Origin of the sequence: Streptomyces sp. NPDC058525, assembly GCF_042719495.1 — a bacterium.
In the GTDB taxonomy this organism is placed as follows: domain Bacteria; phylum Actinomycetota; class Actinomycetes; order Streptomycetales; family Streptomycetaceae; genus Streptomyces.
This window is the reverse complement of record NZ_JBHXNP010000012.1, coordinates 26247-41644: the sequence shown is the minus strand read 5'-3', so window position 1 is coordinate 41644 and position 15398 is coordinate 26247. Positions and strand designations below refer to the sequence as shown.

11 protein-coding genes are annotated in these 15398 nt (G+C 73.8%); 8 read left to right on the top strand and 3 right to left on the bottom strand.

Annotated elements, in window-relative coordinates:
- A complete protein-coding gene (locus ACFWP3_RS09235; protein ID WP_384217941.1) occupies positions 1-1149 on the top strand; it encodes a winged helix DNA-binding domain-containing protein in 1149 nt (382 codons plus the stop codon).
- Positions 1150-1260: 111 nt separating this feature from the next.
- On the opposite strand, the gene ACFWP3_RS09230 is transcribed toward ACFWP3_RS09235, so the two are convergent.
- Entirely contained in the window at positions 1261-3651 is a 2391-nt protein-coding gene (locus ACFWP3_RS09230; protein ID WP_384217939.1) for an ATP-binding cassette domain-containing protein, read from the bottom strand.
- Between the two features lie 136 nt (positions 3652-3787).
- Positions 3788-4204: a VOC family protein gene (locus tag ACFWP3_RS09225; RefSeq protein WP_384217937.1), complete on the bottom strand. Its 417-nt coding sequence runs from the start codon at positions 4202-4204 to the stop codon at positions 3788-3790.
- Between the two features lie 181 nt (positions 4205-4385).
- Between ACFWP3_RS09225 and ACFWP3_RS09220 the strand changes: the two genes are divergently transcribed.
- Positions 4386-6944, top strand: coding sequence for a discoidin domain-containing protein (locus tag ACFWP3_RS09220; RefSeq protein ID WP_384217934.1), 2559 nt, complete (start codon positions 4386-4388; stop codon positions 6942-6944).
- Positions 6945-7011: 67 nt separating this feature from the next.
- Here the strand turns inward: ACFWP3_RS09220 and ACFWP3_RS09215 are convergent, their stop codons facing one another.
- Positions 7012-9453, bottom strand: a complete 2442-nt coding sequence (locus tag ACFWP3_RS09215) for a protein kinase (protein ID WP_384217932.1) — start codon at positions 9451-9453, stop codon at positions 7012-7014.
- A 496-nt stretch (positions 9454-9949) separates the two neighbouring features.
- On the opposite strand from ACFWP3_RS09215, the gene ACFWP3_RS09210 reads away from it, so the two are divergent.
- From ACFWP3_RS09210 to ACFWP3_RS09185, 6 genes are all read left to right on the top strand, one after another.
- Positions 9950-10819: a CAP domain-containing protein gene (locus ACFWP3_RS09210; RefSeq protein ID WP_384217930.1), complete on the top strand. Its 870-nt coding sequence runs from the start codon at positions 9950-9952 to the stop codon at positions 10817-10819.
- A 215-nt stretch (positions 10820-11034) separates the two neighbouring features.
- Positions 11035-11598, top strand: coding sequence for a hypothetical protein (locus ACFWP3_RS09205; protein ID WP_384217928.1), 564 nt, complete (start codon positions 11035-11037; stop codon positions 11596-11598).
- A gap of 269 nt (positions 11599-11867) precedes the next feature.
- The gene (locus ACFWP3_RS09200; RefSeq protein WP_384217926.1) at positions 11868-12647 is read left to right on the top strand and encodes a thioredoxin family protein; all 780 of its coding nucleotides are present in this window, start codon (positions 11868-11870) and stop codon (positions 12645-12647) included.
- Positions 12644-13222 carry a hypothetical protein gene (locus ACFWP3_RS09195; RefSeq protein WP_384217924.1) on the top strand — a complete coding sequence of 193 codons (579 nt, stop codon included), beginning with the start codon at positions 12644-12646 and terminating at the stop codon, positions 13220-13222. The genes ACFWP3_RS09200 and ACFWP3_RS09195 overlap by 4 nt, the downstream gene beginning before the upstream one ends.
- A gap of 27 nt (positions 13223-13249) precedes the next feature.
- Positions 13250-13990: a response regulator transcription factor gene (locus ACFWP3_RS09190; RefSeq protein WP_384217921.1), complete on the top strand. Its 741-nt coding sequence runs from the start codon at positions 13250-13252 to the stop codon at positions 13988-13990.
- Positions 13987-15396, top strand: coding sequence for an ATP-binding protein (locus tag ACFWP3_RS09185; RefSeq protein WP_384217920.1), 1410 nt, complete (start codon positions 13987-13989; stop codon positions 15394-15396). The genes ACFWP3_RS09190 and ACFWP3_RS09185 overlap by 4 nt, the downstream gene beginning before the upstream one ends.
- Positions 15397-15398 lie beyond the last annotated feature (2 nt).

Here is a 15398-nt window from a genome sequence, read left to right as displayed (position 1 = left end):
ATGAAGATCAGCGCGCAGTCCCTCAACCGTGCGACGCTCGCCCGGCAGTTGCTGCTCCGCCGCGAGCCGCTCGCCGTCCCGGACGCGGTGCGCAGGGTGGTCGCCCTGCAGGCGCAGGAGCCCGCCTCACCGTACGTCGCGCTGTGGAACAGGCTGGACGGCTTCGATCCGGCGGGCCTCGACGAGGCCCTGGCCGGCCGGAGCACGGTCAAGGCGACCCTGATGCGGCTCACCCTGCACGCCGTACACGCCGATGACTACGCGCCCTTCCGCGAGGCGATGGAGCCGACCCTGCGCGGCGCGCGGCTCGGCGACCCGCGGTTCAGGTCCTCCGGACTCGGCCCCGACGAGGCCGCGGACCTGGTCGGCGATCTGCTGGGGTACGCGGACCGGCCGCGGACCACCGCCGAGTTGGGCCGCCGGCTCGAGGAGCGGCTCGGCGCACCGATGGAGCCGGCCGCCCAGCGCATGCTGCGGCAGTACGCGCCGCTGTGGCACGCGCCCACGGGCGGGCCCTGGTCGTTCCGGACCCGGCCCTCGTACGTCGCACCGCGCGAGCGACCGGTCCTGGCCGGACCCGACGCCGCGGCCGGCGGCCTGCGGATCCTGATCCGCCGCTACCTGGAGGGCTTCGGCCCGGCGTCGGTGGCGGACATGGCGCAGTTCGCGCTGGTCCAGCAGACCCGGGTCCGCGCGGCCGTGCAGGCGCTCGGTGGCGGGCTCGAACGGCTGGCGGGCCCGGACGGCAAGGAGCTGTACGACGTCCCGGGCGCGCCCCGGCCGGCCGCGGACACGCCCGCCCCGCCGAGGCTGATGGCGATGTGGGACAGCGTCCTGCTGGCCTACGCCGACCGCGGCCGCCTCATCCCGCCCGCCTACCGCAAGCACGTGACCCGGGTGAACGGCGACGTGCTGCCCACCCTGCTGGTCGACGGCCTCGTCGCCGGCGTCTGGCGTCCCGCCGAGGGCGGCATCGAGGCCGCCGCCTTCCACCCGCTGCCGGAGGACACCTGGCGGGCGCTGGCCGCGGAGGCGCGGGCGCTCGTCTCGTTCCTCGCTCCCCGCGAGCCCCGGGCGTACGGGCGCTACGGCCACTGGTGGACCAAGGGGATCCCGGCCGCGGAGACCCGGCTGCTCGGCCGCGACTGACCCGGCGGGTCGGCCGAACCGCCCGGTCTTCGGCCGACCCGCCCGGTCGACCGATCCGCCGGGTCCGCCGGGCAGCCGAGCAGCCGAGCCGCCGGGTCCGTGAGCAGCCCGTCAGGCGCCGACGTAGGCCGCCAAGTGCTCGCCGGTGAGGGTGGGGCGGCCGGCGACCAGGTCGGCGGGGGTGCCCTCGAAGACGATCAGGCCGCCGTCGTGGCCGGCGCCCGGCCCGAGGTCGATGATCCAGTCGGCGTGCGCCATGACCGCCTGGTGGTGCTCGATGACGATGACGGACTTGCCGGAGTCCACGAGCCGGTCCAGCAGGCCGAGGAGGTGCTCGACGTCGGCGAGGTGCAGACCGGTCGTCGGCTCGTCGAGGACGTAGACCCCGCCCTTCTCCGACATGTGGGTGGCCAGCTTGAGGCGCTGCCGCTCGCCGCCGGACAGCGTGGTGAGCGGCTGGCCGAGGCTGAGGTAGCCGAGGCCCACGTCGGCGAGCCGGTCGAGGATCTTGTGGGCGGCCGGCGTGTGCGCCTCGCCCGCACCGAAGAACTCCTCGGCCTCGGTCACCGACATCGCGAGCACCTCGCTGATGTCGCGGCCCCCGAGCCGGTACTCCAGGACCGAGGCGTCGAACCGCTTCCCCTCGCAGTCCTCGCAGGTGGTGGCCACGCTCTGCATGATCGCCAGGTCGGTGTAGATGACGCCGGCGCCGTTGCAGGTCGGGCAGGCGCCCTCGGAGTTGGCGCTGAACAGCGCCGGCTTCACCCCGTTGACCTTGGCGAACGCCTTGCGGATCGGGTCGAGGAGCCCGGTGTAGGTCGCCGGGTTGCTGCGCCGGGAGCCGCGGATCGGGCTCTGGTCGATCGACACCACGCCCTCGCCCGCGGGCATCGAACCGTGCACGAGCGAGCTCTTGCCGGAGCCCGCGACCCCGGTGATGACGGTCAGCACCCCGAGCGGGATGTCGACGTCCACATCGCGCAGGTTGTTGGCCGCCGCCCCGCGGATCTCCAGCGTGCCGTTGGGCTCGCGCACGGTCTCCTTGAGCGAGGACCGGTCGTCGTAGTGGCGGCCGGTCGTGGTCCCGCTGGCCCGCAGCCCCTCGACGGTGCCCTGGAAGCAGACGGAGCCGCCCGCCGTCCCGGCGCCCGGGCCGAGGTCGACGACGTGGTCGGCGATCGCGATCGTCTCCGGCTTGTGCTCCACCACGAGCACCGTGTTGCCCTTGTTCCGCAGCCGCAGCAGCAGGTCGTTCATCCGCTGGATGTCGTGCGGGTGCAGGCCGATGGTGGGCTCGTCGAAGACGTAGGTGATGTCGGTCAGCGGGGAGCCGAGGTGGCGGATCATCTTGACGCGCTGCGCCTCACCCCCCGACAGCGTGCCGGCGGGCCGCTCCAGCGACAGGTAGCCGAGGCCGATCTCCACGAACGAGTCGAGGGTCTGCCGGAGCGCCGCGAGCAGCGGCGCCACCGACGGCTCCTTCAGGCCGCGGACCCATTCGGCGAGGTCGCGGATCTCCATCGCGCAGGCGTCGGCGATGCTGAGCTTCTTGATCTTCGAGGCGCGGGCGCCCTCGCTGAGCCGGGTGCCGTCGCACTCGGGACAGGTGGTGAAGGTGACGGCCCGCTCCACGAACGCCCTGATGTGCGGCTGCATCGCCTCCTTGTCCTTGGACAGGAAGGATTTCTGGATCTTGGGGATCAGCCCCTCGTAGGTGAGGTTGATGCCGTTGACCTTCACCTTGGTCGGCTCTCCGTACAGGAAGTCCTGCATCTCCTGTTTGGTGAACCTGCGGATCGGCTTGTGCGGGTCCAGGAAGCCGGACTGGGCGTAGAGGCCCACCGTCCACTGGCTGTCCGACTTCCAGCCGGGGATGGTGAACGCGCCTTCGGCGAGCGACTTGGAGTCGTCGTAGAGCTGGGTGAGGTCGATGTCGGAGACCTTGCCCCGGCCCTCGCAGTGCGTGCACATGCCGCCGGTGCGCTCGTAGGTCGCCCTGACGGCCTTCTTGTTGCCCTTCTCGACGGTGATCGCACCGCTCGCCCGGACCGAGGCCGTGTTGAAGGAGTACGCGCTGGGCGGGCCGATGTGGGGCTTGCCGAGCCGGCTGAAGAGGATGCGCAGCATCGCGTTGGCGTCGGTGGCGGTGCCGACGGTGGAGCGCGGGTCGGCGCCCATCCGCTGCTGGTCGACGCTGATCACGGTCGTCAGTCCGTCGAGCACGTCGACCTCGGGCCGGGCCAGGTTCGGCATGAAGCCCTGTACGAAGGCGCTGTAGGTCTCGTTGATCAGCCGCTGGGACTCCGCGGCGATCGTGTCGAACACGAGCGAGCTCTTGCCCGAGCCCGATACGCCGGTGAACACCGTCAGCCGGCGCTTCGGGATCTCGATGCTGACGTCCTTGAGGTTGTTCTCGCGCGCTCCGTGTACGCGGATCCGGTCGTGGCTGTCGGCATCGTGCGGTGCAGGCGACTGCGTGTCCGACCTCGTGACCTTGCTCATCGTGTCTCCATCTGTCGGGCGGGGGCCGCTCGCGCGGCCCCCTTCGGTGTCGCCTGGCTCGATCCGGCCGGGATCGAGCAGTACGTCTGGTTCTACTTCGTCGGCTCGATCATGGCAACGACGTGACGGGCGTCGGCTACCGCTCGCGGGGCTGGGCGAAGCGGATCATGTTGCCGGACGGGTCGCGGAAGGCGCAGTCGCGCACCCCGTAGTGCTGGTCGATCGGTTCCTGCAGCACGTCGCCGCCGGCGGCCCGGATCTTTTCGAAGGTGGCGTCGCAGTCGTCGGTGGAGAAGATCACCCCGCGCAGCATGCCCTTGGCCAGCAGGTCCGCCATGGCCTGCCGGTCGGCCGCGGAGGCGTTGGGGTCGGCGAGCGGCGGTTCGAGGACGATCTCCACGTCCGGCTGCGCGGGCGACCCGACGGTCACCCAGCGCATGCCCTCGTATCCGACGTCGCCCCGCACCTCGAGGCCGAGGGCGTCGCGGTAGAAGGCGAGCGCCTTGTCGTGGTCGTCGACTGCGATGAAGCACTGAGAGAGCTTGATGTCCATGCCCACGACGCTACGAGGCTTCGGCGGACGGCGCTTCTCCAATCCTGACCGGTTTCACCGGGGCGGGCGCCGGGGCTTCGGCCGAATCGCCGCTTCCCGCCAACTATCCTTTATGTGCGGCGAGTTGCCGTTTCGCTGACCTATGTTCCTGGAGCACGCCCATTCGCCCCAGGAGGTCAGATTGCAGTCCAGGCGCCGTTTCGCCTTCCCACGCCTGTTACGCCGTTCCCACCTGCTCATAGCCTTCGGCCTCGGCTCGCTGCTGATAGGCCTGACGCCGTGGCTCGGGGTCGCGGGCCCGGCGGCCGCCGGCCGGGCCCCGGCGCCCCGGCCCGCCCCCGTACCCCTCGACCAGCAGACGGCCGTGCAGTCACCGCACCACGGCATAGCCCCGGCGAACGCGATGGAACCCACGGCTCCGCTCCTTGACCGGACCGGCTGGACCGCCACCGCGAGCGACGAGGAGACCACCGGCGAGAACGGCCGGGCGGCCAACGTACTCGACGGCAACACCGCCACCCTGTGGCACAGCAAGTGGACCGGCACCCCGGCCCCGCTGCCGCACAGCATCACCATCGACATGCGGCGCACGGCCGTCGTCTCCGCACTCGTCTACCAGCCCCGCACCAACGGCCCCAACGGGCGCGTCGGCGAGTACGGCATCAGCGTCAGCACGGACGGCCAGAACTGGGGGAGCCCGGTCGCCACCGGCACGCTCGCCGACGACGCCGGCGCCAAGACCCTCGGGTTCGCCCCGCAGGGAGCCCGCTTCGTCCGGCTGACCGCCCTCACCGAGGCGGGCGGCCGCGGCCCCTGGTCCTCCGCCGCCGAGATCAACCTGCTCGGCGACCCCGGCACCCCCGCGGCCACCGTCGACCTGTCCCGGACCGGCTGGACCGCCACCGCGAGCGACGAGGAGACCACCGGCGAGAACGGCCGGGCGGCCAATGTGCTCGACGGCAACACCGCCACCGTCTGGCACAGCAAGTGGACCGGCACCCCGGCCCCGCTGCCGCACAGCATCACCATCGACACGCGGCGCACGACCGCGGTCTCCGCGCTGGTCTACCACCCCCGGGCCGACGGGGCCAACGGCCGGGCCGGCGCGTACACCGTCACCACCAGCGCCGACGGCACGGCCTTCGGAGCACCCGTCGCCGCGGGCACCTGGCGGGACGACGACACCGTCAAGACCGCCACCTTCACCCGCACCGAGAACACCCGCTTCATACGCCTGACCGTGACCACCGAGGCCGGCGGCCGCGGCCCGTGGACCTCGGCCGGCGAGATACGCCTGAGCGGACCCGCCAGCCCCGCCGTCCACGGCTCCTGGGACCGGATCATCGGCTTCCCCCTGGTGCCCGTGGCCACCGCCGCCCTGCCCGGCGACAAACTGCTGGCCTGGTCGGCGTACGCGGTCGACCGCTTCGGCGGCAGCAACGGCTACACCCAGACCGCGATCCTCGACCTGAAGACCGGCAAGGTCACCCAGCGCCGCATCGACAACACCGGCCACGACATGTTCTGCCCCGGCATCGCCATGCTGGCCGACGGCCGCGTCCTGGTCACCGGAGGGAGCAACGCCGAGAAGGCGAGCGTCTACGACCCCGCCACCGACGAGTGGTCCGCCACCACCAGCATGAACATCGCCCGCGGCTACCAGGCCATGACCCTCCTCTCCACCGGCGAGGCCTTCGTCCTGGGCGGCTCCTGGAGCGGAGCCGCGGGCGACAAGGCCGGTGAGGTCTGGTCCCCGGACACCCGCACCTGGCGGAGCCTGCCCGGCGTCTCGGCCACCCCAGCCCTGACCGCCGACCCGGCCGGACCCTACCGCGCCGACAACCACATGTGGCTGCACGCCACTTCGGGCGGCAAGGTGCTGCACCTGGGCCCGAGCAAGCAGATGAACTGGATCTCGACCACCGGCCAGGGCAGCACCACCCCCGCCGGCACCCGGGCCGACAGCCAGGACGCCATGACCGGCAACGCCGTCGCCTACGACATCGGCAAACTGCTCACCCTGGGCGGCTCGCCCGCCTACGAGAAGAGCCCGGCCACCCGGCGCGCCTACACCGTCGGCATCTCCGGCAGCCAGGTCCAGGCCGCCCGCACGGGGGACATGGAACACGCCCGCGCCTTCGGCAACAGCGTCGTCCTGCCCGACGGCAAGGTGGCCGTCTTCGGCGGACAGGCCTACCCCGTGCCGTTCAGCGACGCCACCTCCGTACTGACCCCCGAACTGTGGGACCCGGCCACCGGCACCTTCACCCCGCTCGCCACCATGGCCATCCCGCGCAACTACCACAGCGTGGCCAACCTCCTGCCGGACGGCCGGATCTTCTCCGGCGGCGGAGGCCTGTGCGGCGACTGCGCGACCAACCACCCCGACGGATCCGTCTTCACACCGCCCTACCTGCTCAACGCGGACGGATCGCCGAAACCGCGCCCCGTCATCACCGGAGGCGTGCCTCCCCGGACGGCCCCCGGCAGCTCGCTCACCGTGAGCACCGAGGCCCCGGTCGCGTCCTTCGTCCTGATGCGGGCCGCGGCCGCGACCCACTCCACCGACAACGACCAGCGGCGGGTCCCCCTCACGGCCACGGCCACGGCCACCGGAACCGGTACGTACACGGTGTCCGTACCCGCCGACACCGGCGTGGTCCTGCCGGGGACGTACATGCTCTTCGCCCTCGATGCCCAGGGGGTGCCGAGCATCGCCAAGTTCGTCACCGTCTCCTGACCCGCGGGCGGTGCCCGGCCCCCTGGGCATCGAGGGGGCCGGGCACCGCCACGGGGCCGGCGGGGACTCAGCGCCAGGAGGGGTGGCCTTCGGCGGCGGTGCCGGTGGTGAGCGCCCGCTCGCCGGTCCCGTCCGTGCGCACGGCCCAGATCACGGGCTTCTCGTACGGGCCCCGGACGAAGGCCACCCACGCGCCGTCGGCGGACCAGGCCGGGTCCATCTCGTGGGCGTCGGTGGCCACCAGATCACGGTCGCCGGTGCCGTCGGCGGCCACCAGGCGGATATCGCCCTGGCGGTCCTTCCCGTAGGTGCCGGCCGTGTACGCGAAGGTCGTGCCGTCGGGTGACCACACCGGGTCGAGCGCCGGATGGGACAGCCGGGTCACCTGCTGCGGGGCCCGGTGGGGAGCGGCGGGGTCGACGAGGTGGATCTGCCAGTTCTCGGGCCGCGTCTCGATGCTGACCGCGATGTGCTTGCCGTCCGGGGACCACGCGGGATCCTCGACCGGGCTCGTGCCCGAGGTGAGCTGGCGCGCGGAGCCGTCGGCGATGTCGACGACGAACAGCTGCTGTACGCCGTCCTTCTTGCGCAGGACGGCCAGCCGGGCGCCGTCCGGCGACCAGGACACCCGCCCGCCGGCGATGGCGGCGACCCGCCGCGGGTTCGCACCGTCCGCCTCGGCGGTCCAGACGGATGAGCCGTCGAGCTTGGTGCGGGTGAACGCGAAGGACTTCCGGTCGGGGGACCACTGGGGCAGGACATCGCACGCGCCGCCCGCGAGGAGGCGTACGGGAGCGGCCGACGAGGCGTCCCGGCGGGCGATGACACCGTGACAGGTCCCCGGCCAGCCGGGGGCCGTGTCCTGCCGGATCAGCATGTCCTCGGCGGGGAACGCGGCGGCGGCGGAGGCGGACCCGGACCCGTAACCGGTGGGGGCGACGGCGTCGGGCTTGGCATCGTCCGAGCCGCCGCCGTCCCAGGGCCGCCACACCAGCAGGCCGCCGGCCACGAGAGCGACCACGAGCACGGCCGCCACCACCGCCCGCCGCCGCCCGTCCACGGGCACGGCCGAATCCGCCCCCGAGGCCCCCGTCACGGCCGACGGCTGCTCGGCACGAGGCCCGGCGCCACCGGGCCGTGAGACCTCCGGCCGGGCGTCGGGTGCCGTGGCGTTGGGCCGGGTGGTCTCCGGAGCGGTACGGGGGTCCGTGCCGCCGAACGGGAGGGTTTCGGGCCGGGCGTCGGGTGCGGTGGCGTCGGGGCGGGCGGTCTCCGGAGCGGTACGGGGGTCCGTGTCGCCGGGCGGGAGGGTTTCGGGCCGGGCGTCGGGTGCGGTGGCGCCGGGGTCGGTGGTCTCCGGAGCCGTACGGGGCCCCGCGCCACCGGGCCGTGAGACCTCTGGCCGGGCGTCGGGTGCCGTGGCGTCGGGGTGGGGCGTCCCGGACTGGGGGTCGGGTGCCGTGGCGTTGGGGCGGGCGGGCTCCGGGGTCGTGTGCGGCTTTGCTTCGGTCGGTGGGCTTGACGGTGTTGTTCCCGGTGCCGTGAGTCCGGGGCCGAGGGGAGCGGGATCCGGTGTCCCGCCGGGGGCGGAGGGCTGTGGGGCCGGTGCGTCCTGCGGGGCGTCAGAGGCGGTGGCTTCGGCGGACGGTTCCGGGCGGGGGAGCAGTTGGGTCGCCGCGTCCGGGAGCCAGTTGTCGCCCGCCGGGTGGCGGACGGTCAGGCCGCCCAGGAAGGCCGTCGGGGTGGGCCGGTCCCGCGGGTCCTTGGACAGGCAGGCAGCGACGGCCGCCCGGAGTTCGTCCGGAACGGCGGTCAGGTCCGGCTCCTCGTGGACCACCTTGTAGTGCCTGGCCGCCGACGGGCCGTCGCCGAACGGAGAGCCGCCCGCCGCCTGGGCGAGCACCACCCCCAGCGCGAACATGTCGACCGCAGGGGTCACCGTGCCGCTGGTCAGCTGCTCCGGTGCCAGGAATCCCGGCGTGCCGATCTGCAGCCCCGTCTGCGTCAGGGCCGTTCCGTCCAGAGCGCGCGCGATGCCGAAGTCGATCACGCGCGGCCCGTCCTCCGCGACGATGATGTTCGCGGGCTTGAGGTCGCGGTGGATGACCCCGGCCCGGTGGATCGCCTCCAGCGCCTCGGCCAGGCCGGCCGCCAGGACGGTCAGCGTGTCCAGGGGCAGCGATCCGACGCGCGCCAGCACCGCCTGCAGGGTGGGACCGGGCACGAAGGCCGTGACCAGCCAGGCCGGATCGCCGTCCGGGTCGGCGTCGACGACCGGCGCGGTGTGGAAGCCGCCGACCCGCCGCGCGGCCGCCACCTCGTCGGCGAACCGGCGCCTGAACCCGGGCTCGGTGCTCAGCTCCGGCCGTACCACCTTGACGGCCACCGCACGCCCGGACTGGGAGCGGCCCAGGTAGACCACACCCATGCCCCCCTGGCCGAGCCTCCCCACCAGCCGGTAGCGGCCCTCGCCGACCGACGTGGGATCGCCCGTTTCGAGCGGCTTCATGGGTCCCCCGTTTCACACCTCGCGCAATGAACAGCCTCTCCCTACCGGTCGCGTCGCGCACCAGTCAAGCGAGGCCGTTCCCGAGGCCGCGGGAGTGCCGCCGTACCGCTCAGGCCGTGCCCCACCGCCCGGCGGCCCGGCTGGTCGCCGGCTGGTCGCCTTCCACAGCACGGGACTTCCGGCCGGGGCGTGCCGGTCGTGGCGAAGTCGATGAACGCGGAGTCCCAGGGGACCGGTACCTCGGCGACGTCCTGCCACCGGTCCTCGTCCAGCGGCGGGGCCGTGCTCCAGAGTTGGGCAGTGACGGCGACGTGGCCGATCCCCTGCCCGCACCACGTGAACCCGTACCTCCGCACGGAGGCGCAGACGGACCTGCGCCCACCCTGCGGGCTTCCTTAAGGGAACTTGAAGAACGCCTCCGGGAGGCTTTTGTCCCTGGTCACCGGCCTAGGCTCGGTCCGACCGTCCTCCCCTCTCCCTGCGAGGTGCTACCGGCATGAGCCGCAGCCGAACTCCCGGATCCCCGTCCCGCGTCGAGGCGCGGCGGAAGAAGACGGTGCGCACGCGCATCGTGCTGTCCCTCACCGCGGCCGCCGCGGCGGTGGCGGTCGGGGTCGCGGTGGCCGACTCCGACGGCGGAGCGGGCACGGACCAGCGGGCCGGAGGCGGCGCCGGCCCCGGGTCCGGGACGGCGAAGTCCGCCGCGGCGGGCTCCGGTGGCGCGGAGGCGACGGCCAGCCCGTCGGCCGCCCTGCCCACGGTCACCGCCGACGCCGCCTCCGGGCCGGGTGCGACCCCGCCCGGAACCCCCGGCGCCGAGACCTCGGAGCCCGCCGCCCCCACGAAGACCGAGGCGGAGGAGAGCAGCCCGGCCGCGCCGGCGGCGCCCCAGACCCGCAAGCCGTCGCGTACGCCCGCCGCGCCCACCGGCGGGTCGGGCGGGTCGGGCGGCTCCGGCGGTTCCTCCGGCGGAGGTGCCTCCAGCGACTCCGAGTCCGCGGTGCTGGCCCTGGTCAACAAGGAGCGTTCGGCGGCCGGTTGCGGCCCCCTCGCCGCGAACGCGAAGCTGACGGCCGCGGCACGGGCGTACAGCGACACCATGGCCCGCAGCGGCGTGATGTCGCACACCGGTCCCGACGGGTCCACCATGACCAGCCGTGTGGAGGCCGCCGGATACGGGTGGTCCCGGCTGGGCGAGAACATAGCCCGCGGCCAGGCGGACGCCGACGCGGTCATGAAGGCGTGGATGAACAGCCCCGGCCACAAGGCCAACATCCTCAACTGCGCCTTCAAGGAGATCGGCATCGGCGTGCACAAGGGCGACGGCGGCCCTTGGTGGACACAGAACTTCGGCACCCCGAGGTAAACCCGGTACCCCCGGAACCCCCGGAACCCCGGTAACCCCCACACCCCCCACACGCACCACACGCACCACTCCACACCCCCCACACGCGTCCCCCTGCCCGCATCCGGGCAGGGGGACGTCGTCGTCCGCACCGCCCGGACCCGGGCCGCTGCCGCGTCCGCGCCGTTCGGGGGAGGTGGTGACGGGCGGCCCGGCGCGTCGGCCACTATGGGCCCGTGCCCCGAATTCCGCGCTACCTGCTCATATGGCTGTCGTGCACGGCCGCCAGCGTGACCGCCGTGCTCGTCACGGTCCAGTTCGTGGTCGGTTCGACCAGGCATACGCCGCCCGTGGCCCGGTCCGCCCCGATGGTCTTCGAATCCCCGCCGGCGTGGCAGGCGGGCGACGGCCAGTCCCCGAGCCCGCAGCCCCCGACCGCTTCCCCCACCGGCTCGCCCACCGCCACCGAGCGGCCGTCCCCCTCGGCCTCCACGCCCACGCCCGCCAAGACCTCGACGGGAGCCCCCCGCACCACCGCGCCCAAGCCCGCCGTCGACTGCGAGCAGGGCGGACCCGGCCTGCACACCGTCCCCTCGCAGGGCGGCAAGGTCACCGTGCGGTACGGGAGCCGCGGCGTGTGCCTGATCTCCGCGATCCCCGGCCGCGGATTCAAGGCCACCACCTCCCAGACCGCCGACGACACCCTGACGGTCACGTTCTCCGGCGCGGACCACCGCTCGGTCATCACGGCGACGATCGAACCGGTGGCGAAGGCCACCGTCCGCGAGACGTCCTTCTGAGCCGCGGCGCCGACCCATTTGGGGCGACCAGCACCACTCAACCCCCTGATCCCCTTTGCCGGTTTCGGGCCTTCGCGGGTGCTCGCCGCCTGAGTGCCGGCGCAGCGGAAGGTGAGCGCTTCCTTAGGGGATCCTCAAGATCACGCGCACCCGGTCCGTGCCGCCCCGGGCGGTCCTATGCTCCCCGAGCCGGGAGGCATTCGTGCTCCCCGAGCCGGGACGCATTCGCCGTTCCCGCAGTCCGAACCGTGCCCTGGGGTGTCCTCGCCATGACTTCTCGCATACTCCGACCCGTCCGCGCGGGCCGCCGCACGACGCAGCCCCGCTCCGCCCCGCTCCTGGGGGTGCGGCTGCCGCTGGCCGCCGCGGCCGTGGTCGCCGTCGGGCTGACCGCGGCCTGCGGGCCCTCGTCGTCCCAGTCCGCCGGGGCTTCTTCGCCCTCCGCGGTCGGGCAGTCGTCGCAGACCCTCCCCGCCGGAGCGGAGTCCGCCTCCCCGTCCGCGTCCGCCGAGGCCTCCCCGACCGCCGCCTCCTCGGCCTCGCCGTCGGCGTCCGCCGCCGCCACGACCGGCTCCACCCCGGCCCCCTCCCGTACGCGCGGCACCTCGGCCGCCCCCAAGCCGGCCCGCACCTCCGCCGCGCCCGCACCGGCCCGTGTCCCCGGGCCCGGCTACGACAGTTCCGCCGACGCGCAGAAGCAGATCGACGCGGCCCTGCGCGCGGCCAAGGCCGACGGACGGATGGTGCTGCTCGACTTCGGCGCCAACTGGTGCGGCAACTGCAAGGCGGCCGACAAGGTCTTCGCCCAGCCGCAGACGACGGCGATCCTCGGGGCCTCCTACCACCTGGTCAAGGTCGACATCGGCGGCGACAGCTCCGCCAACTCCGCTCTCCTGCGCAAGTACAGCCCCTCGGGCGGGAGTTACAAGATGCCCGTCCTCGTCGTCGTCACCCCCTCCGGTACGGTCCGCACCGACACCCACGCCACGGGCAACCCGGCCCTGACCTCGGACGGCATCAACTCCTTCCTGCGCAAGTGGGCACCGTGAGCCGTCGCATCCCGCGGTCCGCCGCCGCGGCCCGGGCCGGCCTCGCCGCGGCCGCCGCCTTCCTCTCCCTGGCCACCCTCGCGGCATGCGGCGCACAGCCCGCCGGGAGCGGCGGGGCCCCGCCCACGACGAGCTTCACCGAGAACGGGGTCACCGTCACGCTGTCGGTGTCCGACTGGCGCGCCCCCCAGGGCACCCTGACCGCCGTCTTCACCCCTGAGGAGCAGGGGTTCCACCTCTACAGCACCGACCTGCCCGCCACCGGGATCGAGGGCGTGGGCCGGCCGACCGCCGTCGGCGTCACCGGGGTCCTGCGGGCGGCCGGGAAGCTGACGGCCGGCGCGGAGGTGCAGACGATCAGCGTGCCCGGCGTCAAGGCCCCCGTCCCCGTCTACCCCGACGGCCCCGTCACCACCACGCTGCCCATCCGGGCCGACGGCGACGGGGACGCGACGGTACTGCTCGGCTACGCCAGCTGCAGCACCCGGGAAGGCTGCACCATCCCGGTATCCGACCGCCCGGTGCACCTGCGCGTCACCGGCGAAGGCCTCGCCTTCGCCACCCCCCGGCCGTAGGAACGGGCGTTCACCTAAGGTGTGGCCATGCCCAGCGTCCTGGTCGTTGAAGACGACCCCAGCATCCGCCAGTCACTCATCGAGGTCCTGGCGGAGCACGGGTACGCCGTACGCAGCGCGGCCGACGGGTTCGGCGCCCTGCGCGAGGTCACCCAGGTGCCCGTCGACGCGGTGGTCCTGGACCTGGGGCTGCCCGATCTGGACGGAGGAGACGCACTGCGCATGATCCGCGGCATATCCTCCGTCCCGGTCCTGGTGGCCACCGCCCGCGACGACGAGACCGAGATCATCAAGCTCCTGAACGCGGGCGCCGACGACTACCTGGTCAAGCCGTTCTCCGGGGGACAGCTCATCGCCCGCCTCTCCGCCGTCCTCCGGCGCACCAGCCACCTCCCCCCGGCCCACACCGCCCACGCCCCGCAGGGCGGCCGGCCGGCGCGGCCCGCACCGGCCGCGGAACCCCTGCGCGCCACCACCGTGGGCGAGCTGGCCGTCGACCCCGGCGCGCGCACCGCGTACCTGGCCGGCCGCGAGCTCCACCTCACCCGCCGCGAGTTCGACCTGCTGGCCTTCCTCGCCCACCACAGCGGCCAGGTCGTCTCCAAACGGCGGCTGCTGACCGAGGTGTGGCGCGAGCCGTACGTGGACGACCAGACCGTCGACGTGCACCTGTCGTCGCTGCGCCGCAAGCTCGGCGAACGCGCGGCGGCCCCCCGCTACCTGCTGACGGTCCGCGGTGTCGGCATCAAACTGGTGGCCCCGCGTTGAGACGCTCACTGGCCGGAGTGGCGCTCGCCGTGACCTCCATGGTCGCCCTCTCCTTCCTCATACCGCTGGCCGCACTGGTGATGTCGCTGGTCAAGGAGCAGAGCGTCACCGCGGCCGAGCAGCGGGCCGCCGCCCTGGCCCCCGTACTGACGCTCACCACGGACCCGTCCGCCCTGCGGGAGTCCGCCGCCGGCCTGGACGCCGCCGAGTACCTGGTCGTCCACCTGCCGGACGCCCCCGCCCTCGGCAGCTCCCGGGCGCCGTCCGCCCTGCTCGAACGGGCCCAGCGCGGACGGGAGTCCATCTCCCAGGAGATACCCAGCGGCTGGATCTGCCTCCAGCCGGTGGTGCTGCCCGGCGACCGGGTCGCCGTCATCGAGAACTTCGTCCCCGAGGCGGAACTGACCCGCGGGGTCAAGGCGTCCTGGGCGGTCATGACCCTCCTCGCCGTCGGCCTGATCGGCGGTTCCGTACTGGTCGCCGACCGCCTCGGGGCGAAGGTGGTCCGGTCCTCCAGGAGGCTCGCGCACGCCTCCCACGCGCTGGGCGAAGGCAACCTGGACGCCCGCGTGGATCCCATGGGCCCCCGGGAACTGCGCGACGCGGGCCTCGCGTTCAACGCGATGGCCCACCGGATGACCGAACTGCTCGCCGTCGAACGCGAACTGGTCGCCGACCTGTCCCACCGGCTGCGCACCCCGCTGACCGCCCTGCACCTCGCATCGGAGCGGATGGCCGGCTCACCGGAATCGGCCAGGGTCGAGGCGGCCGTGGGAGCACTGGAGACGGAACTCCAGGCCATCATCGCCGCGGCACGCACCCCGCTCGCCGTGGGACCCATGGGCGCGGGCCTGCGCGGTACGGACACCGACCCGGGCCCGGGCCACCACGGCACCGGAGCGGGGCCGTCCGGAGCCCGCTGCGAGGCGGCCGACGTCGTCCGCCGCCGGACCGCCTTCTGGGCCGTCCTGGCGGAGCAGCAGAGCAGGCCCTGCGACCTCGAACTCACCCAGGAGCCCTCGGCCGTCAGCCTCCCGGACGACGACATCGCGGCCGTGGTCGACGCGCTCATCGGCAACGTCTTCCGCCACACCCCGTCCGGCACCGCGTTCGGCGTCCGCGTCGTGCGCACCGCCCAGGCCGTGGAACTGGTCGTGGAGGACGCCGGACCCGGCATCCCCGATCCGGACCGGGCCCTCTCGCGCGGGAGCAGCACCGGCTCGTCGGGCCTCGGCCTCGACATCGCCCGCAGGGCCGCGGCCGTCACCGGCGGCACGGTGCGCATCGCCCGCGGCCCGCTCGGCGGCGCGCACATCACCGTGGTCTTCGCACTGGCCCCGCCCCTGCCGTCCGGGCGCAGGCAGCGGATCTCCCGCCGGCGTACGGGATGGCCGCGCGGCCGGTGACC

Excerpts from the sequence above, each read along its gene's own strand:
- ACFWP3_RS09235 (WP_384217941.1), top strand. The coding sequence starts at position 1 with ATGAAGATCAGCGCGCAGTCCCTCAACCGTGCGACGCTCGCCCGGCAG.
- ACFWP3_RS09230 (WP_384217939.1), bottom strand. The coding sequence starts at position 3,651 with ATGAGCAAGGTCACGAGGTCGGACACGCAGTCGCCTGCACCGCACGAT.
- ACFWP3_RS09225 (WP_384217937.1), bottom strand. The coding sequence starts at position 4,204 with ATGGACATCAAGCTCTCTCAGTGCTTCATCGCAGTCGACGACCACGAC.
- ACFWP3_RS09215 (WP_384217932.1), bottom strand. The coding sequence starts at position 9,453 with ATGAAGCCGCTCGAAACGGGCGATCCCACGTCGGTCGGCGAGGGCCGC.
- ACFWP3_RS09210 (WP_384217930.1), top strand. The coding sequence starts at position 9,950 with ATGAGCCGCAGCCGAACTCCCGGATCCCCGTCCCGCGTCGAGGCGCGG.
- ACFWP3_RS09200 (WP_384217926.1), top strand. The coding sequence starts at position 11,868 with ATGACTTCTCGCATACTCCGACCCGTCCGCGCGGGCCGCCGCACGACG.
- ACFWP3_RS09190 (WP_384217921.1), top strand. The coding sequence starts at position 13,250 with ATGCCCAGCGTCCTGGTCGTTGAAGACGACCCCAGCATCCGCCAGTCA.